Origin of the sequence: Streptomyces canus 299MFChir4.1 (assembly GCF_000383615.1) — a bacterium.
Lineage (GTDB): Bacteria > Actinomycetota > Actinomycetes > Streptomycetales > Streptomycetaceae > Streptomyces > Streptomyces canus_C.
The window spans coordinates 32,777-58,976 of the sequence record NZ_KB911615.1 but is presented as its reverse complement, the minus strand read 5'-3'; the positions used below and the strand labels follow the sequence as shown (position 1 = coordinate 58,976).

General features: G+C 71.4%; 25 protein-coding genes. 10 read left to right on the top strand and 15 right to left on the bottom strand.

What is annotated here, in order from left to right:
- Window positions 1-2 precede the first annotated feature (2 nt).
- Window positions 3-1,208, top strand: a complete 1,206-nt coding sequence (locus H293_RS0139785; RefSeq protein ID WP_020123356.1) for a sensor histidine kinase — start codon at window positions 3-5, stop codon at window positions 1,206-1,208.
- A gap of 3 nt (window positions 1,209-1,211) precedes the next feature.
- Here the strand turns inward: H293_RS0139785 and H293_RS57735 are convergent, their stop codons facing one another.
- The 7 genes from H293_RS57735 to H293_RS0139740 all read right to left on the bottom strand — a co-directional run bounded on the left by H293_RS57735 (window position 1,212) and on the right by H293_RS0139740 (window position 9,028).
- Complete coding sequence (locus tag H293_RS57735; RefSeq protein ID WP_020123355.1) at window positions 1,212-1,388, bottom strand: hypothetical protein; 177 nt, start codon at window positions 1,386-1,388, stop codon at window positions 1,212-1,214.
- A 13-nt stretch (window positions 1,389-1,401) separates the two neighbouring features.
- Window positions 1,402-3,246 (bottom strand): serine/threonine-protein kinase, encoded by a 1,845-nt coding sequence (locus tag H293_RS0139775; protein WP_028808599.1) that lies wholly within the window; start codon window positions 3,244-3,246, stop codon window positions 1,402-1,404.
- Window positions 3,247-3,273: 27 nt separating this feature from the next.
- Window positions 3,274-4,674, bottom strand: a complete 1,401-nt coding sequence (locus tag H293_RS55765) for a PASTA domain-containing protein (protein WP_310591951.1) — start codon at window positions 4,672-4,674, stop codon at window positions 3,274-3,276.
- Between the two features lie 40 nt (window positions 4,675-4,714).
- The gene (locus H293_RS0139755; RefSeq protein WP_020123350.1) at window positions 4,715-5,665 is read right to left on the bottom strand and encodes a cytochrome c oxidase assembly protein; all 951 of its coding nucleotides are present in this window, start codon (window positions 5,663-5,665) and stop codon (window positions 4,715-4,717) included.
- Between the two features lie 158 nt (window positions 5,666-5,823).
- A complete protein-coding gene (locus H293_RS0139750; protein WP_020123349.1) occupies window positions 5,824-6,849 on the bottom strand; it encodes a 6-phosphofructokinase in 1,026 nt (341 codons plus the stop codon).
- A gap of 197 nt (window positions 6,850-7,046) precedes the next feature.
- Complete coding sequence (locus tag H293_RS0139745) at window positions 7,047-7,775, bottom strand: type 1 glutamine amidotransferase (RefSeq protein ID WP_020123348.1); 729 nt, start codon at window positions 7,773-7,775, stop codon at window positions 7,047-7,049.
- Window positions 7,776-7,789: 14 nt separating this feature from the next.
- Window positions 7,790-9,028 (bottom strand): MurT ligase domain-containing protein, encoded by a 1,239-nt coding sequence (locus tag H293_RS0139740; RefSeq protein WP_007380394.1) that lies wholly within the window; start codon window positions 9,026-9,028, stop codon window positions 7,790-7,792.
- 112 nt (window positions 9,029-9,140) lie between these two features.
- Between H293_RS0139740 and def the strand changes: the two genes are divergently transcribed.
- On the top strand, window positions 9,141-9,695 hold the full coding sequence (def, locus tag H293_RS0139735; RefSeq protein WP_020123347.1) for a peptide deformylase: 555 nt from the start codon (window positions 9,141-9,143) through the stop codon (window positions 9,693-9,695).
- 55 nt (window positions 9,696-9,750) lie between these two features.
- Here def and H293_RS0139730 read toward each other — a convergent pair whose 3' ends face one another.
- Window positions 9,751-10,395, bottom strand: coding sequence for a TetR/AcrR family transcriptional regulator (locus H293_RS0139730; protein ID WP_020123346.1), 645 nt, complete (start codon window positions 10,393-10,395; stop codon window positions 9,751-9,753).
- 172 nt (window positions 10,396-10,567) lie between these two features.
- Between H293_RS0139730 and H293_RS0139725 the strand changes: the two genes are divergently transcribed.
- On the top strand, window positions 10,568-11,794 hold the full coding sequence (locus H293_RS0139725) for an acyl-CoA dehydrogenase family protein (RefSeq protein ID WP_020123345.1): 1,227 nt from the start codon (window positions 10,568-10,570) through the stop codon (window positions 11,792-11,794).
- 6 nt (window positions 11,795-11,800) lie between these two features.
- Here H293_RS0139725 and H293_RS0139720 read toward each other — a convergent pair whose 3' ends face one another.
- The 6 genes from H293_RS0139720 to H293_RS0139695 form a co-directional block, all read right to left on the bottom strand.
- Entirely contained in the window at window positions 11,801-13,015 is a 1,215-nt protein-coding gene (locus H293_RS0139720) for a cytochrome P450 (protein ID WP_020123344.1), read from the bottom strand.
- Between the two features lie 116 nt (window positions 13,016-13,131).
- Window positions 13,132-13,368 (bottom strand): DUF6213 family protein, encoded by a 237-nt coding sequence (locus H293_RS0139715; RefSeq protein WP_007380390.1) that lies wholly within the window; start codon window positions 13,366-13,368, stop codon window positions 13,132-13,134.
- Window positions 13,369-13,393: 25 nt separating this feature from the next.
- Window positions 13,394-14,779 (bottom strand): NADP-dependent succinic semialdehyde dehydrogenase, encoded by a 1,386-nt coding sequence (locus H293_RS0139710; RefSeq protein ID WP_020123343.1) that lies wholly within the window; start codon window positions 14,777-14,779, stop codon window positions 13,394-13,396.
- Between the two features lie 71 nt (window positions 14,780-14,850).
- Window positions 14,851-15,312, bottom strand: coding sequence for an NUDIX hydrolase (locus tag H293_RS0139705; protein WP_020123342.1), 462 nt, complete (start codon window positions 15,310-15,312; stop codon window positions 14,851-14,853).
- Entirely contained in the window at window positions 15,309-16,847 is a 1,539-nt protein-coding gene (locus H293_RS0139700) for an ATP-dependent DNA ligase (RefSeq protein ID WP_020123341.1), read from the bottom strand. Before H293_RS0139700 ends, H293_RS0139705 begins: the two co-directional genes overlap by 4 nt.
- Before the next feature lie 29 nt (window positions 16,848-16,876).
- Entirely contained in the window at window positions 16,877-17,824 is a 948-nt protein-coding gene (locus tag H293_RS0139695) for an NAD(P)/FAD-dependent oxidoreductase (RefSeq protein ID WP_020123340.1), read from the bottom strand.
- Window positions 17,825-17,888: 64 nt separating this feature from the next.
- Between H293_RS0139695 and H293_RS0139690 the strand changes: the two genes are divergently transcribed.
- The 3 genes from H293_RS0139690 to H293_RS0139680 all read left to right on the top strand — a co-directional run bounded on the left by H293_RS0139690 (window position 17,889) and on the right by H293_RS0139680 (window position 21,117).
- A complete protein-coding gene (locus H293_RS0139690) occupies window positions 17,889-18,461 on the top strand; it encodes a helix-turn-helix domain-containing protein (RefSeq protein WP_020123339.1) in 573 nt (190 codons plus the stop codon).
- Window positions 18,462-18,553: 92 nt separating this feature from the next.
- Window positions 18,554-20,218 carry a dolichyl-phosphate-mannose--protein mannosyltransferase gene (locus H293_RS0139685; RefSeq protein WP_028808598.1) on the top strand — a complete coding sequence of 555 codons (1,665 nt, stop codon included), beginning with the start codon at window positions 18,554-18,556 and terminating at the stop codon, window positions 20,216-20,218.
- Window positions 20,219-20,280: 62 nt separating this feature from the next.
- Window positions 20,281-21,117, top strand: a complete 837-nt coding sequence (locus H293_RS0139680; RefSeq protein ID WP_020123337.1) for a prephenate dehydratase — start codon at window positions 20,281-20,283, stop codon at window positions 21,115-21,117.
- Between the two features lie 44 nt (window positions 21,118-21,161).
- Here the strand turns inward: H293_RS0139680 and H293_RS0139675 are convergent, their stop codons facing one another.
- Window positions 21,162-21,635, bottom strand: coding sequence for a Dps family protein (locus H293_RS0139675; RefSeq protein ID WP_020123336.1), 474 nt, complete (start codon window positions 21,633-21,635; stop codon window positions 21,162-21,164).
- A gap of 234 nt (window positions 21,636-21,869) precedes the next feature.
- Here H293_RS0139675 and H293_RS0139670 point away from each other — a divergent pair, with 234 nt between their 5' ends.
- From H293_RS0139670 to H293_RS0139655, 4 genes are all read left to right on the top strand, one after another.
- Window positions 21,870-22,838 (top strand): NADPH:quinone oxidoreductase family protein, encoded by a 969-nt coding sequence (locus H293_RS0139670; RefSeq protein ID WP_028808597.1) that lies wholly within the window; start codon window positions 21,870-21,872, stop codon window positions 22,836-22,838.
- The gene (locus H293_RS0139665; protein ID WP_020123334.1) at window positions 22,835-24,016 is read left to right on the top strand and encodes an acyl-CoA dehydrogenase family protein; all 1,182 of its coding nucleotides are present in this window, start codon (window positions 22,835-22,837) and stop codon (window positions 24,014-24,016) included. The genes H293_RS0139670 and H293_RS0139665 overlap by 4 nt, the downstream gene beginning before the upstream one ends.
- Window positions 24,013-25,095: an acyl-CoA dehydrogenase family protein gene (locus H293_RS0139660; protein ID WP_020123333.1), complete on the top strand. Its 1,083-nt coding sequence runs from the start codon at window positions 24,013-24,015 to the stop codon at window positions 25,093-25,095. The genes H293_RS0139665 and H293_RS0139660 overlap by 4 nt, the downstream gene beginning before the upstream one ends.
- A 181-nt stretch (window positions 25,096-25,276) precedes the next feature.
- Window positions 25,277-26,134 carry a phosphatidylinositol-specific phospholipase C/glycerophosphodiester phosphodiesterase family protein gene (locus tag H293_RS0139655; RefSeq protein ID WP_020123332.1) on the top strand — a complete coding sequence of 286 codons (858 nt, stop codon included), beginning with the start codon at window positions 25,277-25,279 and terminating at the stop codon, window positions 26,132-26,134.
- Window positions 26,135-26,200: the final 66 nt, after the last annotated feature.

Here is a 26,200-nt window from a genome sequence, read left to right as displayed (position 1 = left end):
GCATGAGCGGATTCCTGGCCGGGCTGTGCGTGGCGATCCTCCCGCTGCTCGCCGCGGGCTTCTGGCTGGGCCGGCGCACGGCCCACCCGCAGACCCTGGGCGGCCTCGGCACCCCCGTCGAGCACGCCACCTTCGAGACCCTGCACACCGCCTCCCTGGCCGCGCCCCCGCTGCGGGCCGGGCTGACGGAGGAGACCGCCCGCAAGTCGGCACGCAGACTGCGCTCCCTGCTCGGCACGGACGCGCTGTGCCTCACCGACCAGAAGCAGGTCCTGGTCTGGGACGGCGTGGGCAGCCACCACCGCACCGAGATCATGGAGCGCCTCGCGGGCCCGCTGGAGACCGGCCGCGGCGAGGCCTTCCCGCTGACCTGCGACGCCCCGGACTGCCCGGTGCGCTGGGCGGTCCTCACCCCGCTCACCGTCGACGACCGCGTCCACGGCGCCCTGGTCGCCTGCGCGCCACGCGAGTCGGCCGTCCTGGTCCGCGCGGCCGGAGAGGTCGCCCGCTGGGTCAGCGTCCAACTGGAGTTGGCGGACCTGGACCAGTCCCGCACCCGGCTGATCGAGGCCGAGATCAAGGCACTTCGGGCCCAGATCTCCCCGCACTTCATCTTCAACTCGCTCGCGGTGATCGCCTCGTTCGTCCGCACCGACCCCGAGCGGGCCCGCGAACTGCTCCTCGAATTCGCCGACTTCACCCGCTACTCGTTCCGCAGGCACGGCGACTTCACCACCCTCGCCGACGAACTCCACGCCATCGACCACTACTTGGCGCTCGTCCGGGCACGCTTCGGCGACCGCCTCGCCGTCACCCTCCAGATCGCCCCGGAGGTACTGCCGGTCACCCTGCCGTTCCTGTGCCTTCAGCCCCTGGTCGAGAACGCCATCAAGCACGGTCTGGAGGGCAAGACCGAGAAGTGCCACCTCCAGATCACCGCCCAGGACGCCGGCGCCGAGGCCCTGGTCGTCATCGAGGACGACGGCGCGGGCATGGACCCGGTCCTGCTCCGCCGCATCCTCGCGGGCGAGGTCAGTCCCTCGGGCGGCATCGGCCTGTCCAACGTCGACGACCGGCTCCGCCAGGTGTACGGCGACTCCTACGGCCTCGTCATCGAGACCGCCGTCGGCGCGGGCATGAAGATCACCGCCCGGCTGCCCAAGTACCAGCCGGGCGTGCACTCGGCGGGCCGTCTCACGGACGGCTGAAGGTCAGGTGCTGCGGGTGGCCACCATGCCGAGAGTGATCAGACCCAGCACGACCCAGCCGAACCACAGCCAGCCGTTGCTGCCGAGCGCCACCGTGTAGGCGGTCACCGCGACGAGAGCGCCGACGGTGAGCACCCCCATCGTCCGGGTCGAGCCATCCGTGGAACCGCTACCGGGCATCGCGACACCCTCCTCAGGATTCGTCCCCCTCCATGGTGCCCCCGTTCTGCCTGCGCACGGTGCACACGACGAAATGTGTGCCGTTCTTCCAGGGCCCCTCACTGGTCCAGGAACCCGCCGTGTACACGGACGGATCGAAGCCGTAGTCGCCCGGCGGCACATCCCGCGCGCACGCCGTGTCCGACTCGGTCCGCGCCTCGGACAGCGTGACGTCGGGGGCCAGTCGGGTGAACCCGAGCACCTGCTCGTCGTAGGAGCCCGCGCAGGAGACCAGCCGGGCGTCCCGGTTGGTGCGCACGTCCAGGCAGTCCCGCCGCTGCATGGTCGCCGTGTCCGCGAATGCCGAGCCCATCCTGCGACGGCTGCCGATCGGCCCGTACAGCGGCCCGTCCCCGCCCAGCACCAGACACGCGGTACGCCGTCCCGCGGCCTCGAACCCCCCGTCGGTCGGCACGACGGCCTGGCTGCGGACGTCCGCCAGCCGGCCCCGGATCTCCCGCGTCCGCTCCTCGCACTCCGCCGCCCCCGTCCGCCGCGCCTCGTCCGCGGAGGCGGCCGGGGCGAACGCCGTCACCTGGCCGTCCGGAACCGTGGCGCAGGTGGGATCCGGCCGCAGCCGGGGCGTCCCCCGGAACCGCTCCGACCCCGGCCAGTCGGCGATCACGCAGTCGCCGTCCCGCAGCGGGCGGGTGAGCCCGACCGTCTCGCCGTACGGCTGCCGCGCCCCCCGGGGCCCGCCCCCGCCGTCCGACGACCGGTCGGCCATGGCGTACCACACACCGCCCAGGGCCAGCAGCAGCCCGAGACCGCAGGCGAGAGCGGCCCGCAGGGCGTGCGAGCGCTCCCTCCGGTGGCCGCTCTGCGGGGGCAGTACCTCGGTGTGCGGCCGGTGCCCGTCCAGAGGCGGCGGCCCGGGCGGCGGCGCCTGCACGGCCGCCCAGGGCGGCTGGGAACCGAGGTCGGTCTGCGTCCGGACGTACGGCTCGGGCTGCGGGGTCACGATCCGCGACAGCGCGGCCTCCGCCTCCGCCGCCGACAACCGCTGCCCGGGGTCCTTGGCGAGCAGCGCCCCGAGTACGGGACCCAGCGCACCGGCGCGCACGGCGGGCCGCGGCTCCTCCATGACCACCGCGGTCACCTCGGCGAGATGGGACTCCCGCTCGAAGGGGCCTACGCCCTCCACCGCGTGGTACAGCGTGCAGCCCAGCGAGAACAGGTCGGCGGCCGGGGTGGGCGTGCCGCCCGTGGCCCGCTCCGGCGCCAGATAGCCCGCCGTGCCCACGAGCACCGACGCCAGTGTGTACCGGGTCTCGCCGGCGTCCGGCCGCACGGAGATGCCGTAGTCGGTGAGCAGGACACGGCCGTACGGCGATCCCGCGCGGTCCGGCGCCAGCAGGATGTTCGCCGGCTTCACGTCCCGGTGCAGCACACCCCGCTGGTGCCCGGCGGTCAGCGCGTCGAGAACGGCCAGGCCGACGCGGGCGCACTCCGCCGGGGCGAGCGGTCCGCGCGAGGCGACCAGGTCGCGCAGGTCCACGGCGTCCGCGACGTACTCCATGACGATCCACGGCAGCCCCTCGTGCTCCAGCACGTCGTGCACCGTCACCACGTGCGGGTGGCCGCGCAGCCCCGCCGCGTGCCGGGCCTCCGCGCGGGCCCGGGCCACCCGCGCCTCCCGCTCGTGGTCCGCCTCCACCGGGTCACGGAACACGATCTCCTTGAGCGCTACCTCACAGACGAGTCTCTGGTCGTGGGCGAGCCACACATGGCCCATGCCGCCGCTGCCGAGCGGGTTCAGCAGCAGATACCGGCCGGCGATGAGTCGGCCCACTCCCGACGTCGGTGATCCTGAAGGCATCCGGTGACTCCCCGGTTCTGCGGGACGCTAGGTGGCGACGGTGGTGCTCGGCCCGTCCGTGGCGGGCTCGCTGGTCGCGGGCTCGCCGGTCGCCGGCCGGCTCGTGAGGGGCGCACTGGTCGTCGACGGAGGCGGCGTGGGCGGAGGCGGAGGAGGCTGAGCGGGCGCGCTGCTGGTGACCGGGGCGCTGGTCGGCGACGAAGCGGACGAGGGCGGTGGGCTCGGCCGCATGCTCGACCTCTCGGGCGACGGCGAGCCCGGAGCCGTACTCGACGACGGCGGTGACGGAGATCCCCCGGGCTTGGCGCTCGACGACGACGGCGGCTTCGAGGAAGACGTCCCGGACCGCCCGCTGGACGAACCCGACGAACCCGGTGCTCCCGAAGGCGGCGTTACCCCCGAGGACGGCGGCGGGGGAGTGGTAGTCGGCCCGGTCCCCCCTCCGGAGGTACTCGTGCCGCCCCCGGCCACCGTCAGCATCACGTACCGCCCGAACGGCAGCTCGGTTCCCGCGGGCGGATCGGTCGCCGTGACCTTCGCGTCCCCGGACGGCGCCTTCTGTCCGGCGTATCCGGCCGCCAGACCGGCCGCGACCAGTTCCCGGCCGGCCTGCGCGAAGCTCCGCCCGGCAAGGTCCGGCACCGTGCGCCGCCTCTGCGCGTCGAAGGGGGTGTCCTTCTCGCCGGTGGTGCCGACCGGGCGGTCGATACCTCGGGCAGGTTCCTGAACGTCGACGAGAACGACCCGTTCCAGTTTCCGCGGCGCCGGTTTCACGGCCACCACGGACTCACGTTCGTATCCCGCCCACTTCTTGTTGCCGTCCTCGAACTGGACGGAAATCCGGCCGGTGTCACCATCGAAGGGCCGCAGTGGATTTCCGCACGAGCACTTCACAGCCGGAAGCCCTTGTTCATCGACCAGAATCGCGATTCCCGCCTGGAGCAAGGAGTTGTACGGGACGGCCTTTTCCTTTTTGTAGTCGTGGTTCTTGACGAGAGTGTCGTGACGCAGCAGGACCGGTGTGAGCCGATCGAGATATTCCGGTATCTCGTCCGTGCCGATGTGCAGCACCCCGGCCCACGCCTGTGCCTTCGCGTGATTTCTGGGGTCGGTGAGAAATCGTTCGAGTCGGGTGACGTCACAGACGGTCGGCTTCTTGCTGCCGCCGTACAGGCCGGGTGTGTCCCCCTGCTGGAGACTTCCTCGCACGGGCTGCGCCCGCACGGCGGCGGCGTCCTCGCCCAGTCCGCTGTTCTCCTCGAAGAACGGCGCGAGCGAGGGCACGCCGACGGCGGCCGCCTTGACCACCGTCAGTGGATTTCCCTTCTCACAGCCGCTCAGCAGCAGTGAGAAAACCGCCAGAACGGCGATCCTGTGCATAAATGCGCGAAGTGTCATGACCGCTCCCCCCGGCGGCGGTTCCCCCAACGCGCTTCATGCTACTGAATGCTCCGGAAAGGCGAAGCCTTTAACGTTCGTGGGTGCTCAATGAGGCCAAATATGCGTTGTACGCCTCGAGTTCCTTGTCGCCGTCCCGGTCCGCTGCCCGGTCGGTGCGTTTGGCCTGCCGCTGCTCGGAGCCGTACCACTGGAACAGCAGTGCGATCAGTACCAGGACGGACGGGACCTCGCTGAACGCCCAGGCGATACCGCCGGCGTAGTTCTGGTCGGAGAGCGCCTCGATGCCGAGCGAGGCGGGCGGGTTCTTGAACGTCTCCACCATGGGCTCGGACGCCATCATCAGCGCGATGCCGAAGAACGCGTGGAACGGCATCCCGGCGAACAGCTCCAGCATCCGCATCAGATACCCGGGCCGCTGCGGACCCGGGTCGACGCCGATGATCGGCCAGAAGAAGACGACACCGACCGCGAGGAAGTGGACCATCATCGCGACGTGCCCGGTCTTCGACCCCATCAGGGAGTCGAAGATCGGCGTGAAATATAGGCCGTACAGGCTCGCGATGAACAGCGGAATGGTGAACGCGGGATGTGTGACGATCCGCATGTACCGGCTGTGCAGCAGCGCCAGCAGCAGCTCACGGGGCCCCTTGCGCCCCTTGCCCGCGACGGGCAGCGCCCGAAGGGCCAGGGTGACCGGGGCGCCGAGCAGGATGAGGATCGGCGACAGCATGCTGATCACCATGTGCTGCACCATGTGCACGCTGAACATGACCATGCCGTAGTCGTTCAGCTTCGTGCACATCATCAGCCCGATGGACAGCACACCGAGCACATAGGACACGGTCCGCCCCACGGACCACGAGTCCCCCCGCCGCCGCAGCCGCACCACTCCCCAGGCGTACAGGCCGAGCGCGAGGAGGCAGGCGACGAGGAAGAAGGGGTCGGCCGACCACTGAAGCCCTCGTCCCAGCGTGAACGGCGGCAGATCGTGCGTCATGCCGTGCCCGCTGTGGTCCATCGCGGCGGCTCCTGATTCGTGGGGGTTGTACGAGTCTGTCCGCCACACAGACTAGAACCGCCCCCGGCTGACCTTGCAGCCGGGGGCGACTGTCGCGCGGTTCAGGGGCGCGGGGCACTGCGCGACCGGCCACGGGCGGCCTGCACGCGCCGTACGGCCTAAAGCACGCACTCCGCCTCGGCGTACCGGTCCTCCGGCACCGTCTTCAGCGTCTCCACGGCCTCCGCCAGCGGCACCATCACGATGTCGGTCCCCCGCAGCGCGGTCATGTGACCGAACTCCCCCCGGTGCACGGCCTCCACCGCGTGCCAGCCGAACCGGGTGGCGAGCACCCGGTCGTACGCGGTCGGCGTACCGCCGCGCTGCACATGCCCGAGGATGACCGGCCGGGCTTCCTTCCCCAGCCGCTCCTCCAGTTCGATCGACAGCTGGCGGGCGATCCCGGCGAAGCGCTCGTGCCCGTAGATGTCCTTGCCGCCCTCGTCGAAGGCCATGGAACCGGGCGCCGGCTTGGCGCCTTCCGCCGCCACGACGATCGCGAACCGCTTCCCGGCCTCGAACCGCTCGCCGACCCGCCGGGCCAGCTCCTCGATGTCGAAGGGACGCTCCGGTACGACGATGGCGTGCGCGCCGGCCGCCATCCCGGAGTGCAGCGCTATCCACCCGGTGTGCCGTCCCATGACCTCGACGACGAGCACCCGCTGATGGGACTCGGCGGTGGTCTTGAGCCGGTCGAGCGCCTCGGTGGCGACCCCGACGGCCGTGTCGAACCCGAAGGTGACGTCCGTGACCGCGATGTCGTTGTCGATCGTCTTCGGCACGCCCACGATCGGCAGACCGGCGTCCGACATCAGCCGGGCCGCCTTCAGGGTGCCCTCACCGCCGATGGGGATGATCGCGTCGAGCCCGAGCTCCTCGACATGTCCCCTGGCCCGCTCCACGCCGTCCCGCAGATGCGAGGGCTGGACCCGGGAGGAGCCGAGGATCGTGCCGCCGCGGGCCAGGATGCCGCCCACCGCGTCGAGGTCGAGCTTGAGGTAGTCGCACTCCAGGAGGCCCTTCCAGCCGTCCCGGAAACCGATGACCTCGTCGCCGTGGTCGACGACGGCACGGTGCACGACGGACCGGATGACGGCGTTCAGGCCGGGACAGTCGCCGCCGGACGTGAGGACACCAATGCGCATAGCCGCAAGAACCTTCTCAGCGAGTGAACGGGGCACGGGTCCGGACCACGCTGTCCGGCTCGAACCCCGCCACCCTAGCGGCAGGAGGGGGCGGGGCCGAAGCATGCGTCCGCCAGCTGGACGACCCCGCTCACCTGTGCGGAGACCTCGTCAGACGGGCTGGTGACACCCGCCTGGAACCGAGGTGAACTCCCTGCTCAGGCGGGCTGCTGAGCGGCCGTGATGCGCTCGTTGCGCAGGGCCTCGTACCAGCGGTCGTCGGTCGGCGGCAGCGCGTTCACGTCGAGCGCCAGCTTCAGCAGCAGGTCGGCGATCAGCGGGTTGCGCGCGAGCACGGGCCCGTGCATGTACGTGCCGAAGACCGTGTCGTTGTACGCCCCCTCCGTACCGTCACCGGTGCCGTTGCCCTTGCCCAGCTTGACGTTGGCGAACGGGCGGGCGGTGGGCCCGAGGTGGGTGACGCCCTGGTGGTTCTCGAAGCCGGTCAGCGGGGGCAGGCCGAGGCGCGGGTCGATGTCGGCGAGCACGTCACCGACGCACCGCTCGCCCTCGCCGCGCACGGAGACCACGTCGAGCAGACCGAGGCCGGGCTCGCGCTGGCCGAGGTCGTTGATGAACTCGTGGCCGAGGATCTGGTAGCCGGCGCACACCGAGAAGACGATCGCGCCGTTGCCGACGGCCCGGTGCAGACCGCCGTCCCGGCGCAGCCGCTCGGCGGCCAGCCGCTGCGGCCGGTCCTCGCCGCCGCCGATCAGGTAGATGTCGCCGGAGGTCGGGATCGGCTGGTCGCTGCGCACGTCCAGGCGGGCCACGTCGAGGCCGCGCTGGCGGGCCCGGCGCTCGATGACGAGGGCGTTGCCCTGGTCGCCGTAGGTGCTGAGCAGGTCGGGGTAGATCCAGACGACCCGCAGTTGGTTGTCGCTCACAAAAGTCCCCTGAGTCAGTTGCCGACGCGGCGGCGCAGGTCCTGGAAGGCGGTGTAGTTGGCGATGACCTCGATACGGCCCGGCGGGCTCATCTGCACCGCCTGGTCGAGGTTGTCGCAGACCTGGAAGTTCTGGTTCGCGACCTCCAGACGGACCGCGAGGTCCAGCTTGCGGTCGCCGATCACGCAGATCGGGTGGCCGGTGAGGCGCGTGTAGTCGACGTCCCAGAGCCAGGAGGTGTCGGTGCCGTCGGCGCCGCGGGCGTTGACGGAGAGGATCACCGGGGTCGGCGGCGGGTCGATCAGGCTGAACGTCTCCAGCCAGCCGGCCGGGTTCTTCGCGAGCAGCAGTCGCAGGTCGCGCTGCTGGAACTGGACCACGTCGTAGCGGCCGGCCACCGCCTGCACCTGGTACATGCGCTCCAGGGCGACCTGCGGCGGCACCCCGAACACGGCGGCCACGGCGGCGGAGGAGGCGGCGTTGGCCTTGTTGGCGCGGCCGGGCAGCTGGAGGTGGATCGGCCAGGCGGAGCCGTGCGGGTCGAGCACATGGTCGCCGGAGAGCGCCCAACTCGGCGTGGGCCGCCGGAACCCGCACTCGCCGCAGAACCAGTCGTCGCCCGGCCGCTGCATCACGCCACCGCAGGACGGGCAGGACCACGCGTCGTCCTTCCACATCTGTCCGGCGGCGACCCAGATGACGTTGGGGGAGGAGGAGGCGGCCCACACGACGAGCGGGTCGTCGGCGTTGGCGACGACCACCGCCTTCGAACCGGCCAGCCCCTCGCGCCAGTTCTCCGCGAGCATGCGGGTCTCGGCGGCGCGGTCCAGCTGGTCGCGGGAGAGGTTCAGCAGGGCGATGCACTTGGGGTCGGTGTCCCGGGCCACGCCCGCGAGGTACTTCTCGTCGACCTCGATGACGCCGTACCGGGCCTCCGAGCCGCCGGCGAGCGCCGAGGTGATGCCGGCGGGCATGTTGGCGCCGAGGGCGTTGGAGACGACGGGTCCGGCGGCGCCCAGCGCCTCCGCGATCAGCCGGGTCGTGGTGGTCTTGCCGTTGGTCGCCGAGACGAGGACGACGTCCAGGTTCTGGGCGAGCCTGGCAAGGAGGTCGGGGTCGAGTTTGAGGGCCACTCGGCCGCCGATGACCGAACCGCTGCCGCGACCCGCGGCTCGGGATGCCGCCGCGACGGCCTTGCCCGCCGTCACGGCCAGCTTGGCCCGCGGCGAGAGCGGGTCCGAGTTGCCTGTCATCAGATCTCGATCCTCCTTGCGTACGCGCCGCGCCTCAGCCTCCGGCCACGTGGTGTGGACCTCAGCCTATCGAGATCCGTAGGCACTCCCGAATCGCCGTACCCTTGCGGCCATGCGAAACGGCTCCATTCCGGGCACGCGAGGGCGCGTCCGCGCGCTCGCCCTGCTCGGCGCCCCGGTGTTGCACACGCCCTGCGAGGACGTCACGGACTTCGGTCCCGAACTGGCGACCCTGGTGGAGGACTTGTTCGCGACGATGTACGCGCACGAGGGCGTGGGCCTCGCGGCCAACCAGATCGGCGTGCCGCTGCGCGTATTCGTCTACGACTGCCCGGACGACGAGGAGGTCCGCCACCTGGGACATGTGGTGAACCCACGCCTGGTGGAGACGGACGGTGTGGTGCTTCGGGGCCCCGAGGGCTGCCTGTCCCTGCCGGGCCTGGAGGCGGGGGTGGAACGCCACGATCACGCGGTGGTGGAAGGTTTCACGGCGACGGGCGAGCCGATCACCGTGCACGGGACGGGGTTCTTCGCACGGTGCCTTCAACACGAGTGCGATCACTTGGCAGGCAAGGTCTACGCGGACCACGTGAAGGGATGGCGGCACCGCAAGCTGATGCGAAAGGTGCGGCGGGCCTCTTGGCGCCGGGCAGGTCAACCCACCTAGGGGCGCGGGGAACTGCGCGACCAGCCCCCACGGCCCGGCACCCGGGATTCAACGGTCAGAACCCCGGACCCCCCACTTTGTCCCCCGCCGCAGCGAGCCGCCCCCACAGCAGGTCGGCCATGTTCCGCACCAACTCGGCCCGGGAACACGGCCGTTCCCCGAGCCACCAGTCACCCGCCGCGTACATCATCCCGACGATCCCGTGCCCCCACACCCGGGAGAGCAGCTGACTGCCGGGCCCGAGATCCAGCCGGTCCTCGATGACCTGCCCCAACTCTTCACCCATCCTGCGCAGAAGGGGCGCGGAATGCTGGCCGACATCGAACCCCTGGTCCCCGGCCTGGCCCCCGTCGGCGGGGTGCATCAGGAACCGGTAGACCTGAGGCCGCGCCTCGATCGCGGCCAGGTAGGTGTCCAGGGTCGCCTCGACCCGCTCGCGCCGGTCCGCGGGAGCGTCCAGCGCCGCCCGCAGCGAGTCCAGCAGGGCGTCGGTGTGCCGCTTGGCGAGCGCGGCGTAAAGTCCCCCCTTGTCGCCGAAGTGCCGATACAGAATCGGCTTGGTGATGCCGGCCTCCGCGGCGATGGCGTTCATGGAGGCCTGCGGGCCGTCGCGCAGCACCACTCTGTCCGCGGCTTCCAGCAGTTCGCGCCGACGGCGGTCGGCGGACCGCTGCTGATCGGTCCGCTGTGTGGTGTCCATGAGCTCTCCCCACCCGTGCTGAATCGGTAACGCCTGCGCAAACTAACACCCGACCGATGGTGGACATCGAACAGGCTGCTGACTGGTCCGTGGGAGTTGACTTTTCCTACCCGTGGGTAACACACTCGGGTTACCGTAAGTAACATGTACGTGCGTCGCCGCTGGAGGGGACATGGCCGAGTTCACCATGGAGCTCAACGACGAACAGAAGGAGGTCCGGGACTGGCTGCACGGCTTCGCCGCCGACGTCATCCGCCCCGCGGCCGCCGAATGGGACGAGCGTGAGGAGACTCCCTGGCCGGTCATCCAGGAGGCCGCGAAGGTAGGCATCTACTCCCTCGACTTCTACGCCCAGCAGTACTTCGACCCCACCGGGCTCGGTATCCCGATGGCGATGGAGGAGCTGTTCTGGGGCGACGCGGGCATCGCCCTGTCGATCGTAGGCACCGGTCTCGCCGCTGTCGGCGTTCTCGCCAACGGAACCGAGGAGCAGATCGGCACCTGGATCCCCCAGATGTACGGCGACGCCAACGACGTCAAGGTCGCCGCGTTCTGCTCCTCCGAGCCGGACGCCGGTTCCGACGTGGCCTCCATGCGCACGCGTGCCGTGTACGACGAGGCCAAGGACGAGTGGGTGCTGAACGGCACGAAGACCTGGGCGACCAACGGCGGCATCGCCAACGTCCATGTCGTCGTCGCGGTCGTCGACGCGGAGCTCGGCTCCAAGGGCCACGCCTCCTTCATCGTGCCGCCGAACACGCCGGGGCTGTCCCAGGGCCAGAAGTTCAAGAAGCACGGCATCCGCGCCTCGCACACGGCCGAGGTCGTGCTGGACAACGTACGGGTGCCCGGTTCCTGCCTCCTCGGCGGCAAGGAGAAGCTGGACCAGCGCCTCGCCCGGGCCCGTGAGCGGGCGAAGGCGGGCGGGGAGCGGGTGAAGAACGCGGCGATGGCCACGTTCGAGGCCTCGCGGCCCGCCGTGGGCGCCATGGCCGTGGGCACCGCCCGCGCCGCGTACGAGGTCGCCCTCGACTACGCCAAGACGCGCGAGCAGTTCGGGCGCCCGATCATCGACAACCAGGGCGTGGCCTTCCAGCTCGCCGACATGCGCACCTCCATCGACGCGGCCCGTCTCCTGGTCTGGCGTGCCTCCTGGATGGCGATCAACGGCAAGCAGTTCACCGCCGCCGAGGGCTCGATGTCGAAGCTCTTCGCCAGCGAGACGGCGAAGAAGGTCACCGCGCAGGCCGTACAGATCCTGGGCGGCAACGGCTACACGCGGGAGTACCCGGTGGAGCGCATGCACCGCGACGCCGCGATTTACACCATCTTCGAGGGCACGAGCGAGATCCAGCGCCTGGTCATCGCCCGGACCCTGTCCGGCATGTCCATCCGCTGACGGCCGTCACCACGTCACCGGGAGCGCCTCGGGGCCGCGGATCGAGGTGCCCTTTTTGAAGGGCACCTGCTCCGGCGGCACCGATGGCCTCAGGCCCGGCACCCGGTCGAGCAGCGCATCCACCAGCAGCCCGGTCACCAGCCGGGCCAGTGTTCCGCCCGGGCAGTGGTGCGGGCCGGAGCCGAACGCCATGTGCGGGTTGGGGCTGCGGGAGAAGTCGATCGTCTCCGGGTAGGGGAAGACGTCCGGATCCCGGTTCGCGGACAGGTACGACACGTAGATCGCGTCGCCGGCCCGGATCCGCACTCCTCTGATCCCCACGTCCTCCAGGGCGATCCGCGCCAGTCCGACCGTGTTGCGGTGCGGGATGAAGCGCAGTAGCTCCTCGACGGCCCGCGGGCGGATCTCCGGCTCGGCGCGCAGGCGTTCGGCCAGGTCGGGGCGGGTCAGCAGCAGGTGGAACAGCTGGCCGGTGTTGTCCGTCACCGCCGCGCCGCCGATCTGGAGCAGCACCGCGAGCTCCGCGGCCTCCTCAAGCGTCGCCTCACCGCGGCCCACGGCGGCCCCGAGCAGGGAGGCCACGTCCTCGCCGGTGCCGCCCTCCCGGAGACCGATGAGGTCGGCGAAGTAGGCGCCCATCTCCTCCCTGGCCCGCTCGCCGCTCCGGGCGCCGCGCGAGGGGGACAGGATCAGCCGGGTCCAGGCGTGCATGCCGTGCCGGTCGGCGGCCGGGACGCCCATCAGCTCGCAGAGCACCGCGGCGGGGAAGGGGCTGAGCACCGCCGCGGTGAGGTCGGCGGGCGGGCCGTCCTGGAGCAGCTCGTCGACCAGGTCGTCGAGCATCCGGCGGGACCTCTCCCTGATCCGCTCCACACCCTCGGCACTGAAGGCCGCGGCCACCGAGCGGCGCAGCCGGGTGTGGTGGGGCGGGTCGAGGAAGGTGACCGCTCCGCGTCTTGGGGTGCCGTGCGGGTCGAGCCGGGTGACCGGCTGGTCCATGACGGCCTCGCGGCTGAAGCGCGGGTCCTCGGTCACCGTCCGTACGTCGTCGTACCGGGTGACCAGCCAGGCCCAGCCCTCGCCGTGCGGCAGCCGGATGCGGGTGAGCGGCCCCTCGCGCATCAGCTCGGTCAGCACCGGGTCGAAGTCGACGCCGTTCAGGTCGAGCGCCGGCCAGTGCCGGATCGGGGGCAGGATCTCGGTGATCGTCTCTTCGCTCATCTCACGCCGTCCCGTCCCGGAACCGAAGACTGGTCCCGTCCACGATCCCCTGAGGGGCGGACGACTTCGCGCCGGGTTGCGCCGAACGCGGGACGCGGGACGCCGAGCAGAACGTCCTACGGCGCCCCGCCGCTACTGTGCGCGATGCACGCGACGTCGATTCGGTCGGCGAGCTTCGCGAGCTCGATCGTCAGGGCGGCGACCGTATCCTCGTCCAGCCCGTCGGCGCCGGCCTCGACCAGGTGCAGCCACCGCCCGCCGAGACTGCGGAGCAGCTTGCTCACATCGGCCGCAGCCACCTGCAGGGTCCCGCGGTCGTCGACGATCAGAGGCAGAGTCACTTCGCGGTTCACACCCGGGATGTTAGCCGCGCAAGTGTCACGCTCCGTGCCAAACCGTCGTGATGTTGCAGAACTCCCTGATTCCGTGCCCGGACAGCTCACGCCCGTATCCGGACCGCTTCACCCCGCCGAAGGGGAACGCCGGATGCGAGGCGGTCATCCCGTTCACGTACACCCCGCCGGCCTCCAGATCCCGTACGAACCGGTCGACCTCGGCCTCGTCCCGGGTCCACACGTTGGAACTCAGCCCGAACGCCGAGTCGTTGGCGATCAGCACCGCCTCGTCGAGGTCGGCCGCCCGGTACAGCGTGGCCACCGGCCCGAAGGTCTCCTCGCGGTGGATGCGCATCTCGCGGTCCACGTCGGCGATGACGGTGGGCGGGTAGTACCAGCCGGGCCCGTCGGGTCGCTGCCCGCCGCACAGCACACTCGCCCCGCTGCGCTTGGCGTCGTCGACCAGTTCCTCCAGGTCGCTGCGTCCCTGCTCGCTCGACAGCGGTCCGACCTCGGTGTCCTCCTCCAGCGGGTCGCCGACCTTGAGGGCCTTCATGCCCTCGACGAACCGCTCGGCGAAACGGTCGTAGACGTCCGTGTGCACGATGAACCGCTTGGCGGCGATGCAGGACTGCCCGTTGTTCTGCACCCGCGCGGTCACCGCGATCTCGGCGGCCCGGTCGACGTCCGCGGATGGCATGACGATGTACGGGTCGCTGCCGCCGAGCTCCAGCACGGTCTTCTTCACCATGTCCCCGGCGGTGGAGGCGACCGCCCGCCCGGCGGGCTCACTGCCCGTGAGCGTAGCCGCCTTGACGCGGTCGTCGCGCAGGATCTCGTCGATCGCGCCGGACCCGACGAGCAGGGTCTGGAAGCAGCCCTGAGGGAACCCCGCCTGATGGAAGAGGTCCTCCAGGAACAGGGCGGTCTGCGGCACGTTCGAGGCGTGCTTGAGCAGACCGACGTTGCCCGCCATCAGCGCGGGCGCGGCGAAGCGGATCACCTGCCACAGCGGGAAGTTCCACGGCATCACCGCGAGGACGGGCCCCAGCGGCCGGTAGCGGACCAGGGCGCGGGAGGCGCCGGAGTCCTTGACGTCGGCCGCGGCGGGCTCCTCGTCGGCCAGCAGCGACTCCGCGTGCTCGGCGTACCAGCGCATCGCCTTGGCGCACTTGGCGGCCTCCGCGCGGGCCTGCTTGACCGGCTTGCCCATCTCGGTGGTCATCACCCGGGCGATGTCCTGCTGGGCGTCGTCGAGGAGCTCGGCGGCCCGGTTCAGGAGACGGGCGCGATCCGCGAAGGACGTCGTGCGGTAGGTGCGGAACGTCGCCTCCGCGAGCTGGAGCCTGCGTTCGATCTCCTCCTCGCCCATGGCCTCGTACGTCTTGAGCGTCTCGCCGTTCGCCGGGTTCACCGTCGCGATGGGCATGAACGACCTCCTGAAGAGCTGACTGTGCTTCGACCTTCCCGCGCGGCGGGAGCGACCGCAACGCGTGGACGTCAGGCCGAGTGCTCAGCCAGCCGGTCGAGAAACGCTGACTGCGCCTTGACGATCACGGCCCGGGCCCGGTCGAGCCCGAACCACTCGACGCGGTCCAGCTCGGGGAACTCCTGGATGCGCCCGGACTTCGGCGGCCACTCCATGCTGAACACCCCCGGCACCACGGTCGCCGGATCGAGGTCGGCCTCGATCGCCCACGCCGTGACGACCTTGCCGTTCGTCTGCCGGACCTCCCCGAGGGGTACGGCCTCCCCGTCCGGCGGCGGCAGCCCCAGCTCCTCCTGGAACTCCCGGCGGGCCGCATCCCAGGCCGACTCCGACTCGGGCTCGTACTCGCCCTTCGGCACGCTCCACGCCCCGGCGTCCCGGCGCGCGAAGAACGGGCCGCCCATATGGCCCAGCAACACCTCAAGACCGTCGGACGTGTGCCGGAACAACAGCAGCCCGGCACTGGTCTTCACGGCTTCACCTCCGGGTGTGCGGCCAGCAACGTCTCCACCGTGTCCGCCTCCTCCGGCCTCTTGTCCTCCCGGTAGCGGACCACACGGGCGAACCGGAGGGTGACCCCGGCCGGGTAGCGGGTCGACCTCTGGAGGCCGTCGTAGGCGATCTCGACGACGAGTTCGGGCCGTACGCTCACCACGTGACCGCTGCTGTCCACGGCCAGCTCCTGGAGACGCCCGGTCTGCCAGGTGAGCATCGCGTCGGTCATGCCCTTGAAGGTCTTGCCGAGCATGGCGAAACCGCCGTCGGCCGTGCGGGCGCCGAGGTGCAGGTTGGAGAGCTTGCCGGTGCGGCGGCCGTGGCCCCACTCGGCGGCCAGCACGACCAGGTCGAGGGTGTGCACGGGCTTGACCTTGAGCCAGGACGCACCGCGCCGGCCCGCGCTGTACGGAGCGTCGAGGGACTTCACGACGACGCCCTCATGGCCGCGCTCCAGGGTCTCGGCGAGGAACTCCTCGGCCGCCCCCAGATCCTGCGGCCCGGACACCAGGGTGCGCCGGACCCGCATCGGCTCGGGCACCAACCGGGCCAGCTCCGCGTGCCGTTCGGCGAAGGGCAGGTCGAGCAGGTCGCGGTCGTCGACGGACAGCGCGTCGAAGAAGACGGGGGAGACGGGCACCGCCTCGGCGGCCGTCGTCACGTCCACGCGGGAGCCGACCCGGCCCGCGGTCTCCTGGAAGGACCGCGGGCGCCCGTCCTCGCCGAAGGCGATCACCTCGCCGTCCAGGATGAACCGCTCACCCCTCAACTCCAGTGCCGCGGAGGTCAGTTCGGGCAGCCGGTCGGTGATGTCGTCGAGGGTGCGCGTGTACAGCCGTACGACATCGCCGGCCCGGTGGATCTGTACACGGATGCCGTCCAGCTTCTCCTCGACCGCGCAGGTGCCGAGCTTGTCGACCGCCTCGGCCACCGAGGAGGCGCTGTGCGCCAGCATCGGCAGGACCGGGCGGCCGACGGTGAGGCGGAACCGGTCCAGGGCGGGCGGGCCGTCGGTGAGCAGGGCCCCGGCCACCGTCTGGAGGGAGCCCGCGAGCATCACGGCCCGGCGTACGTCGGCCGGGGGCGCCCCGGTCGCCTGGGCGAGCCCCTCGACCGCCACCGCGTCCAGCGCCCCCTGCCGCACCTCGCCGGTGATCAGCCCGAACAGGAACCGTTGCTCGTCCTCGGTGGCCGCGCCCATCAACTCACCCACCAGCCGGGCGCGTTCGGCCTGCGAGCCCGCGCCCGCGACCTTGGCAAGATCGCCCAGCAGGGCGTCCACCGCGTGCACGGTCAGGGTCGGCTCGGCGGCCGGGGCGACCGGGCGGCTCAGCACCTTCCAGCCGACACCGAGCCGGCCCTGCGGGAGCCGGCCCGCCAGATAGGGGATGACGATCGGGACGTCGTCCGCCTCGGCCTCCCGGAACAGCTCGGCGAGGAGCGCGATCTTCCGGGACCGGGCCGAGGTGGCGGCGACCTCCTGGGACACGTGTGCCAGCCGGGCAAGCAGCATGCATCAAGGGTGCACCGGAGGGGCCGGGTCTACACCCCGGCGGCCGCGTCGAGGTCGCTCATCAGCAGCTCCCCGTTGATCGTGGCGGCCGCCCGGTACCCGGCGCTCGCCGCGTTGATCACCTGTTCCCCGAAGCCGGCCGCGTTGCCCACGGCGTACACGCCGGGCACGGTTGTCTGCCCGGTCCCGTCGACCACGGGGTAGCTGCCGAAGGGCGTCTCCTGGAAGGCTGCTCCGAGCCGCTCCAGCAAGCCGGTCCGCGGGACGGCCCGAGGGGCGGTGAAGACGACCTCTCGCGCGTGCTTCGTGCCGTCCTCCAGGCGTACGGCGGTGAGCCGGTCGTCCGTCACGACCAGCTCGGCGACCTCGCCCGGCACCACCCGGACACCGGCCGCGGCCAGCCTGCGCAGGTCGTCGTCCGAGAGCGCGGACTCGGCGACCGTGTGCAGGAACAGGGTCACGTCCTTCGACCACTGGGAGACCATCAGCGCCTGGTGCACGCTGAGCGGGCTAGTGGCGAGCACGCCGAAGGCCTGGTCGCGGACCTCCCAGCCGTGGCAGTACGGGCAGTGCAGGACGTCCTTGCCGAAGCGCTCGGCGACCCCCGGCACGTCGGGGAGCTCGTCCTTGAGGCCGGTCGCGACGACGAGGCGACGGGCCCTGAGCACCCGCCCGCTCGCCAGGGTCACGGCGAAGCCCGGCGCGACCTCCACCACCCGGTCCCGGACCAGCTCGACGCCGTATCCCTTGATCTCCTCGCGGCCGATCGCCAGGAACTCGGCGGGCGGCACGCCGTCCCGGGTGAGGAAGCCCTGCATATGGGCGGCGGGCGCGTTGCGTGGTTCGCCCGCGTCGACGACCAGGGTGCGGCGCCGGGCCCGGCCCAGGACCAGGGCGGCGGACAGACCTGCCGCGCCGCCACCGACAACGATCACTTCGTATGTCTCGCCGTATGTCTCGCCGTGTGTCTCGGTCATGCCGACACGGTCGCTCCGCGGACGCGGGATTGACAAACAACTTTGCCGATTCTGCAATACGGGTATGAGCACCGACGACGTTCTCGCCGAAGTGGGACCCAGGCTCAGGCGGCTGCGCAAGGACCGGGAGGTGACCCTCGCGGCCCTCTCCGAGACCACCGGAATCTCCGTGAGCACGCTCTCCCGGCTGGAGTCCGGTCTGCGCAAGCCCAGCCTGGAGCTGCTGCTGCCGATCGCCCAGGCCCACCAGGTGCCGCTGGACGAACTGGTCGGCGCCCCGCCGGTCGGCGACCCCCGGGTGCGGTCCGCCCCGCTCGAACGGCACGGGCGCACCTTCTGGCCGCTCACCAGGCAGCCCGGCGGCCTCCAGGCCTTCAAGGTGCTGGTGCCGCGCCGCGACGAGGAGCCGGAGCTGCGCACCCACGAGGGCTACGAGTGGCTGTACGTGCTGGCGGGGCGGCTGCGGGTGGTGCTGGGGGACCATGACGTGGTGATGTCGGCGGGCGAGGCGGCGGAGTTCGACACCCGGGTGCCGCACTGGTTCGGGTCGACGGGGGAGGGGCCCGCGGAGTTCCTCAGTCTCTTCGGGCCGCAGGGCGAGCGGATGCACGTACGGGCCCGCCCCCGCAAGGCATGAAGAACTGAGACAACTCGACGACGGCCCAGGTAAGTTCACCGGGTGGACGAAATATCGCCCCGGGCGCTCCCCGCTGCACGGCAGGCTGTTCGGTGACCAGCAGTGACGTGACCTGTTCCCCCGTCGTAGACACCCCCGCGGAGACAGCGCCCCGGGACTGGCAGGCGCGGCTTCGCCGGTTCGGGTACGCGGCCCACCCGGCGACCGACCCGCGCGAGCGTCTCGTTCCGCGATTTCCGAAGGCGTCGGTGTGGGACTGGCTGGGCCCGTTGCTCGTCGCCGCCCTGGCCGGGGTGATCCGCTTCTGGCACCTCGGCCGGCCGCGGGCCGTGATCTTCGACGAGACCTACTACGCCAAGGACGCCTGGTCCCTGCTGCGGCTCGGCTACGAGGGCACCTGGCCGGACCGCAAGATCGCCGACCCGCAGATCCTCGCCGACCCGCAGGTCGTGTCGCTCTCCGACACGGGGACGTTCGTCGCGCACCCGCCGACGGGCAAGTGGGTGATCGCCCTCGGGGAGTGGATGTTCGGCCTCACCCCCTTCGGCTGGCGCTTCATGACGGCGGCCCTCGGCACCCTGTCGGTGCTCATGCTGTGCCGCATCGGACGCCGGCTGTTCCGTTCGACCGTGCTGGGTTGCCTGGCCGGCGCGCTCCTCGCGATCGACGGCCTGCACGTGGTGATGAGCCGTACCGCCCTGCTGGACCTCGTCGTCATGTTCTTCGTCCTGGCGGCCTTCGGCTCCCTGCTGGTCGACCGGGACCGCGCACGGGCCCGGCTCGCGGCCGCCCTGCCGGTCGGTGAGGACGGCCGCGCGCGCCCGGACGAGCATGCCGGCGACCACACCGGAACCGGGTGGCGTCCCTGGCGGCTCGCCGCCGGCGTCTTCCTGGGCCTGGCGGCCGCCACCAAGTGGAACGGCCTGTACGTACTGGTCTTCTTCGTGGTCCTGACGGTGCTGTGGGACGTCGGCTCCCGTCGCGTGGCCGGGTCCCCCCGCCCCTACCTGGCGGTGCTGAACAAGGATCTCGGCGGGTCCCTCCTGTCCCTGGTCCCGGTCGCGGTGGGGACCTACCTGGCGAGCTGGACCGGCTGGTTCCTGTCCGACGACGGCTACGACCGCCACTGGGCCGACGGCCGCGGCGGCACCTGGTCATGGATCCCCGCCCCGCTGCGCAGCCTGTGGCACTACGAGTCCAACGTGTACGACTTCAACGTGGGCCTGCACAACCCGCACAAGTACGAGTCCAATCCCTGGAGCTGGCTGGTCCAGGGGCGCCCCGTGCTGTTCGACTACCAGTCACCCGAGCCCGGCCAGGACGGCTGCCGTACGGCGGTCCACTGCTCCCAGACGGTCCTCGCCCTCGGCACCCCGCTCCTGTGGTGGTCGGCGTGCGGAGCCCTGCTCTATCTGCTCTTCCGCTGGGCGCTGCGCCGTGACTGGCGGGCCGGGGCCGTCTTGTGCGCGGTGGGCGCCGGTTACCTGCCCTGGTTCCTGTACCAGGACCGTACGGTCTTCTCCTTCTACGCGGTCGTCTTCGTGCCGTACCTGTGCCTGGCCGTGGCGATGACGGTGGGCGCGGTCCTGGGGCCACCGGGGGCGGACCGCAGAAGGCGCACCCAGGGGGCGGTGGCCGCGGGCACCCTCGTCCTGCTCATCGCCTGGAACTTCATCTACTTCTTCCCGCTCTACACCGGCGAGACGATCCCGTACGCCGAGTGGCACTCCAGGATGTGGCTGGACACCTGGATCTGAGGGCGGGGGTTCCCTGATACGTTACGGAGCTTCTGCCGCCCGACGACAAGAGACCGAGCCCAGTGACCACCGTCGCTTACCAAGGTGAACCCGGATCCAACTCGGCGACCGCCGCGCACACCCTCTACCCCGGGTGCGCCGAGCAGCCCTGCACGGGTTTCGAGCAGGCGCTGGACGCGGTGACGCTCGGCACGGCCGACCTGGCCGTGATCCCGGTGGACAACTCCGCGGCCGGACGGGTGGCGGACGTGCACCACCTGCTGCCCGAGTCGGGGCTGTTCATCATCGCCGAGCACTTCCTCGCCATCCGCTTCGACCTGATGGGCGTGCCCGGGGCGACACCGGACCAGGTGGAGTGCGTACGCAGCCATGTGCACGCCCTCGGGCAGTGCCGCAAGGTGCTGCGGGAGGGCGGCTGGCGCACCCTGGTCACCGACGACACGGCCGGAGCGGCGCGCGAGGTGGCGGAGCTGGCGGATCCCCGGCACGCGGCGCTCGCCCCGCCCGCCGCGGCCGGGCTGTACGGCCTCGACGTGCTGCGATCCGGGGTCGAGGACGACCCCGACAACACCACGCGGTTCGTCGTCCTGTCCCGGGAGGCCGTCGTCGCCCCGGACACCGGGGAGCCGACGATGACGAGCCTGTTCTTCTCCGTGCGCAACATCCCCAGCGCCCTGTTCAAGGCGCTCGGCGGGTTCGCCACCAGCGGGGTCAACCTCACGAAGATCGAGAGCTACCAGATCGGCGCGGGGCTGAACGCCAGCCGCTTCTACGTCGAGATCGAGGGCCACCCCGACGAGTCGCATGTCGCCCTCGCCCTGCACGAACTGCGGTTCTTCTCCACCGAGGTACGCGTCCTGGGCGTGTACCCGGCCCATCCGCACCGGCTGGAACACTGAGCGCCGGCGCGGGGCCGGGGCGGGGCCGCGGTCGTTCGGCGGGCTCAGCCCCCGTGCTCGGCCTGGAACATCCAGCTCTGCTTCTCCAGATCGGCGGTGAGGCCGATCAGCAGGTCCTGGGTCACGGCGTCCGCCGGGCCGGTCTGCTCGATGCGTCCCCGCACCCGTTCGACGACCGCGGAGAAGGCCTTCACCAGGGCGCCGACGGCGTCCGTGTCCTTCGTCCAACCGGGTGAGAACTCCGGCACCCCGCTGGTGGCGGCGACGGTGGCGGCCCGGCCGTCCGGGCTCACCCCCAGCGCCGCGGCGCGTTCGGCCACCGTGTCGGCGTAGTCGCGGGCGGTGGTGACCACCTCGTCGAGCTGGAGGTGGATGGAACGGAAGCGCGGCCCGTACAGGTTCCAGTGCGCCTGCTTCGCGACCAGGGACAGGTCGAGCAGATCGACCAGGGTCGCCTGGAGGGCGGTCCCCGCGATGTCGCGTTCCTTGTCCGGCAGCGGGCTGTTGATGACCGTCATGTGCGCGGGTCCTTTCCGGGGATCGTCGGGGACCACCTGGTGAGGGACGGGTGCCCGACTCGTCCCTGTCACCCTGTTCAGGCCTCACCGGGTCGTGCAACCGCTGCGCGGCCCCTCGGTGTGCATGCCCACACTTTCCCCGCGGACTGTTCCCTGATTAGCAAGCGACCGCTTAGTATGCATGGGACCCCGGTCAGACCCCGGCATGACGACGCAGTCCCGTGGAGGCCCCCCATGCAGGCTTGGCAAGTGCACGAGAACGGCGAGCCGAGCGAGGTGATGCGCCTCGCGGACGTGGCGCAGCCCGTGCCCGGCGACGGCCAGGTCCTGCTGAAGGTGCGCGCCGCGAACATCAACTTCCCGGACGTGCTGATGTGCCGCGGCCACTACCAGGTGCGTCCGCCGCTGCCCTTCACCCCGGGCGTGGAGATCTGCGGCGAGACCGAGGACGGGCGGCGCGTGATCGCCAACCCCGCGCTGCCGTATGGCGGTTTCGCCGAGTACGCCGTCGCGGACGCCGCCGCTGTGCTGTCCGCGCCGGACTCGCTGGACGACGCCGAGGCCGCCGCACTGCACATCGGCTACCAGACGGGCTGGTTCGGTCTGCACCGGCGGGCCCACCTGGAAGCCGGTGAGACGCTGCTCGTCCACGCCGCCGCCGGAGGGGTCGGCAGCGCGGCCGTGCAGCTCGGCAAGGCCGCCGGGGCCACCGTCATCGGTGTCGTCGGCGGTGCCGAAAAGGCCGTCGTGGCCCGGGAGCTGGGCTGTGACGTGGTGGTCGACCGGCGGAGCGAGGACGTCGTCGCCGCCGTGAAGGAGGCCACCGGGGGCCGGGGCGCGGACGTGATCTACGACCCCGTGGGCGGCGAGGCCTACACGCAGTCGACCAAGGTCGTCGCCTTCGAGGGGCGGATCGTGGTCGTCGGCTTCGCCGGCGGGACGATCCCGAGCCCGGCCCTCAACCACGCCCTGGTGAAGAACTACGCGATCCTGGGCCTGCACTGGGGTCTGTACAACACCAAGAACCCGAAGCTGGTCCAGCACTGCCACGAGCAGCTCACCGAACTGGCCGCGCGGGGCGCGATCAAGCCGCTGATCAGCGAGCGGGTGCCGCTGGCGGGGGCCGCGGACGCCGTGCAGCGCCTCGGCGACGGGGTGACCACGGGCCGGATCGCCGTCGTACCCACGGGAGCACAGGCATGACCGACGCAGCCGAACTCCAGCGCCGCACCGCCGAGTTGCTGGCCGCACACCAGCCCGCGAGCACGGACCGGCTCGACTTCCTCAAGGCCCGCTTCGACGCGGGGCTCGCCTGGGTGCACTACCCGGAAGGCCTCGGCGGACTGAACGCGCCCCGTTCCCTCCAGGCCGTCGTGGACGCCGAGCTGGAGGCCGCGGGCGCTCCCGACAACGACCCGCGGCGCAACGGCATCGGCCTCGGCATGGCCGCGCCGACGATCCTCAAGTACGGCACCGAGGAGCAGAAGCAGCGCTATCTGCGGCCCCTGTGGGTGGGGGAGGAGGTCTGGTGCCAGCTCTTCAGTGAACCCGGCGCCGGATCCGACCTCGCGGCCCTCGGCACCCGGGCCGTCCGCGAGGGCGACGAGTGGGTGGTCAACGGGCAGAAGGTGTGGACGTCCGGCGCCCACAACTCGCGCTGGGCCATCCTCATCGCCCGCACCGACCCGGACGTGCCCAAGCACGCGGGCATCACCTACTTCATCTGCGACATGACCGACCCCGGCGTCGACGTCCGCCCGCTGCGGCAGATCACCGGCGAGGCCGAGTTCAACGAGGTCTTCCTCACCGACGTCCGCATCCCCGACTCCCGCCGCCTCGGCGAGGTCGGCGACGGCTGGCGGGTCGCGCAGACCACGCTGAACAACGAGCGCGTCGCCATCGGCGGCATGCGGCTGCCCCGCGAGGGCGGCATGATCGGCCCGGTCTCCAAGACCTGGCGCGAGCGCCCCGAACTGCGCACCCAGGAGCTGCACCAGCGCCTGCTGAAGCTCTGGGTGGACTCCGAGGTCGCCCGCCTCACCGCCGAACGCCTGCGCCAGCAGCTCGTCGCCGGACAGCCCGGGCCGGAGGGCGCCGGCATGAAGCTGGCCTTCGCCCGCCTCAACCAGGAGATCAGCGGCCTGGAGGTCGAACTGCGCGGTGAGGAAGGCCTGTTGTACGACGACTGGACCATGCGCCGCCCCGAGCTGGTGGACTTCACCGGCCGCGACGCCGGCTACCGCTACCTCCGCTCCAAGGGCAACAGCATCGAGGGCGGGACCACCGAGGTCCTGCTGAACATCGTCGCCGAGCGCGTCCTGGGCCTGCCGGCCGAGCCGCGCACCGACAAGGACGTCGCCTGGAAGGACCTGTCCCGATGAGCGCACAGCCCGACCTGCTGTACTCGGAGGAGGAAGAGGCGCTGCGGGCCGCCGTACGGGACCTGCTCGCCGACCACTGCGACGCGCCGGGCGTGATCGCCCGCACCGAGTCGGACACCCCGCACGACTTCGCGGCTTGGAAGGCCCTCGCGGACGGCATGGGCCTCGCGGGACTCCTGGTCCCTGAGGACAAGGGCGGCCAGGGCGCCACGCACCGCGAAGTCGCCGTCGTCCTGGAGGAGTTGGGGCGCGCGGTCGCTCCCGTTCCCTATCTCGCCAGTGCGGTCGTCGCCACCGAGGCGCTGCTCGCCTGCGAGGCCGACGACCTGCTCGCCGAGCTCGCGTCAGGGCGGAGGATCGGTGCCCTCGCCGTCGCGCTGAACGTCGCCCCGGGCGGTGCCTACAAGGTCGTACGCCATGAAGGCGGAGCCCTGCACGGGGAGTTGACCGCCATCGCGGACGCCCAGGCGGCCGATGTGCTGCTGGTGCCCGCGGACGACGGCGGGCTGTACGCGGTGGAGTCCTCCGCCGCTGCCGTCACCCCGCAGATCTCCTTCGACCTGACCCGGCCGCTCGCGACCGTCAGCCTCGACGGGGCTCAGGGCCGTCTGCTGGGCGACGCCGAAGTCGCCGTGCACCGCGCCCTGCGGGCCGGGGCCGGACTGCTCGCCTCCGAGCAACTCGGGCTCGCCGAGTGGACGTTGACCGAGACGGTGCGCTACCTCAAGGAGCGCAAGCAGTTCAACCGGCCCGTCGGCGGCTTCCAGGCGCTCAAGCACCGGCTCGCCCAGCTGTGGCTGGAGGTCGTCAACCTCCGCGCCGCCGCCCGCAATGCCGCCGACGCGCTCGCGACGGGTGAGGACACCGACGTGGCGGTCGCCGTCGCGCAGGCCTACGCGGCCTCCGTCGCCGTGCACGCCGCCGAGGAGGCGCTCCAACTGCACGCCGGGATCGGCATGACGTGGGAGCACCCGATCCACCTGTATCTCAAGCGGGCCAAGGCCGACTCGATCGCCTACGGCACGGCGGGCGCCCACCGCGTCCGGTTGGCCGAACTCGTCGACCTCCAGGCGCCCTGAGCGTCACCCGGCGAACGACGGTGAAGCCCGCCCCACCTGGGGCGGGCTTTTCCGTGCGCCTGCGCGGAAGGAGTGAACGGGCGGCGGCGGTCCGGCCAACTCCTGTCACGTACAGGTCCATTGAGGGCCGAAGGGCCCCATACTCCCTGTGGTTCCGACCCGCCCCACAGGGAGGCAGAACATGGCCCTCATCACCCGTCGCAGAGCCCTCACCGCCCTCGGCGCCGCGGCCGCGGCGACCCTGGCCCCGCCCGCCGCCAGCGCGTGGGCCGACAGCACCGAGCACCGCCCCCGTCCGCTGTGGCGCGCCCACGCCCACAACGACTACGAACACCCGCGCCCCCTCCTGGACGCCCTCGACCACCGTTTCGGCAGCGTCGAGGCGGACATCTTCCTCGTCGGCGACCAGCTCCTCGTCGGCCACACCGTGGACGACCTCGACCCGACGCGCACCCTGGAGTCCCTCTACCTCGACCCGCTGGCCAGGATCGTCAAGGCCAACCGAGGTTCCGTGTACCGGGGTCGCCATCACCCCCTCCAACTGCTCGTCGACATCAAGACCGAGGGCTCCTCGACCTACCTCGAACTCGACCGCCATCTGCGGCGCTACCGGCATCTGTTCACCACGTACGTGCACGGCAAGACCGTCCCCGGCCCCGTCATCGCCGTGATCTCCGGCGACCGCGCCGCCCGCATCCCGCTGGAGGCCCAGAGAGTGCGCCGGGCCTTCTACGACGGCCGGCTCGCCGACCTCGGCACCGCCGCGCCCGCCTCCCTCATCCCGCTGATCAGCGACAACTGGACCCTCAACTTCACCTGGCTCGGCGAGGGCGCCTTCCCCGACGCCGAGCGGCAGAAGCTGCGGAGCATCGTCCAGCAGGCCCACGCGCGCGGGCAGAAGGTGCGGTTCTGGGCCACTCCGGACCTGGCCGGGCCTGCCCGGGACGCGCTGTGGACCGAGCTCCTCGCCGCCGACGTCGACCACTTCAACACCGACGACCTGGCGGGCCTGGAGGCCTTCCTGGACGCCCACCGGTAGGCGCTTGCGAGCGGGCGCGAACACTACTCGTTCGGAGGACACTTCAGCCGCCCGGACGAACCCTCC

Bases quoted from the DNA above. Each gene is read 5' to 3' on its own strand.
- def (WP_020123347.1), top strand. From the start codon at position 9,141: ATGCGAAACGGCTCCATTCCGGGCACGCGAGGGCGCGTCCGCGCGCTC.
- H293_RS0139725 (WP_020123345.1), top strand. From the start codon at position 10,568: ATGGCCGAGTTCACCATGGAGCTCAACGACGAACAGAAGGAGGTCCGG.
- H293_RS0139660 (WP_020123333.1), top strand. From the start codon at position 24,013: ATGAGCGCACAGCCCGACCTGCTGTACTCGGAGGAGGAAGAGGCGCTG.
- H293_RS0139775 (WP_028808599.1), bottom strand. From the start codon at position 3,246: ATGCCTTCAGGATCACCGACGTCGGGAGTGGGCCGACTCATCGCCGGC.
- H293_RS0139695 (WP_020123340.1), bottom strand. From the start codon at position 17,824: ATGACCGAGACACACGGCGAGACATACGGCGAGACATACGAAGTGATC.
- H293_RS0139670 (WP_028808597.1), top strand. From the start codon at position 21,870: ATGCAGGCTTGGCAAGTGCACGAGAACGGCGAGCCGAGCGAGGTGATG.
- H293_RS0139740 (WP_007380394.1), bottom strand. From the start codon at position 9,028: ATGACAGGCAACTCGGACCCGCTCTCGCCGCGGGCCAAGCTGGCCGTG.
- H293_RS0139785 (WP_020123356.1), top strand. From the start codon at position 3: ATGAGCGGATTCCTGGCCGGGCTGTGCGTGGCGATCCTCCCGCTGCTC.
- H293_RS0139730 (WP_020123346.1), bottom strand. From the start codon at position 10,395: ATGGACACCACACAGCGGACCGATCAGCAGCGGTCCGCCGACCGCCGT.
- H293_RS0139675 (WP_020123336.1), bottom strand. From the start codon at position 21,635: ATGACGGTCATCAACAGCCCGCTGCCGGACAAGGAACGCGACATCGCG.
- H293_RS0139665 (WP_020123334.1), top strand. From the start codon at position 22,835: ATGACCGACGCAGCCGAACTCCAGCGCCGCACCGCCGAGTTGCTGGCC.
- H293_RS0139720 (WP_020123344.1), bottom strand. From the start codon at position 13,015: ATGAGCGAAGAGACGATCACCGAGATCCTGCCCCCGATCCGGCACTGG.
- H293_RS0139655 (WP_020123332.1), top strand. From the start codon at position 25,277: ATGGCCCTCATCACCCGTCGCAGAGCCCTCACCGCCCTCGGCGCCGCG.
- H293_RS57735 (WP_020123355.1), bottom strand. From the start codon at position 1,388: ATGCCCGGTAGCGGTTCCACGGATGGCTCGACCCGGACGATGGGGGTG.
- H293_RS0139700 (WP_020123341.1), bottom strand. From the start codon at position 16,847: ATGCTGCTTGCCCGGCTGGCACACGTGTCCCAGGAGGTCGCCGCCACC.
- H293_RS0139690 (WP_020123339.1), top strand. From the start codon at position 17,889: ATGAGCACCGACGACGTTCTCGCCGAAGTGGGACCCAGGCTCAGGCGG.
- H293_RS0139750 (WP_020123349.1), bottom strand. From the start codon at position 6,849: ATGCGCATTGGTGTCCTCACGTCCGGCGGCGACTGTCCCGGCCTGAAC.
- H293_RS0139710 (WP_020123343.1), bottom strand. From the start codon at position 14,779: ATGCCCATCGCGACGGTGAACCCGGCGAACGGCGAGACGCTCAAGACG.
- H293_RS0139755 (WP_020123350.1), bottom strand. From the start codon at position 5,665: ATGGACCACAGCGGGCACGGCATGACGCACGATCTGCCGCCGTTCACG.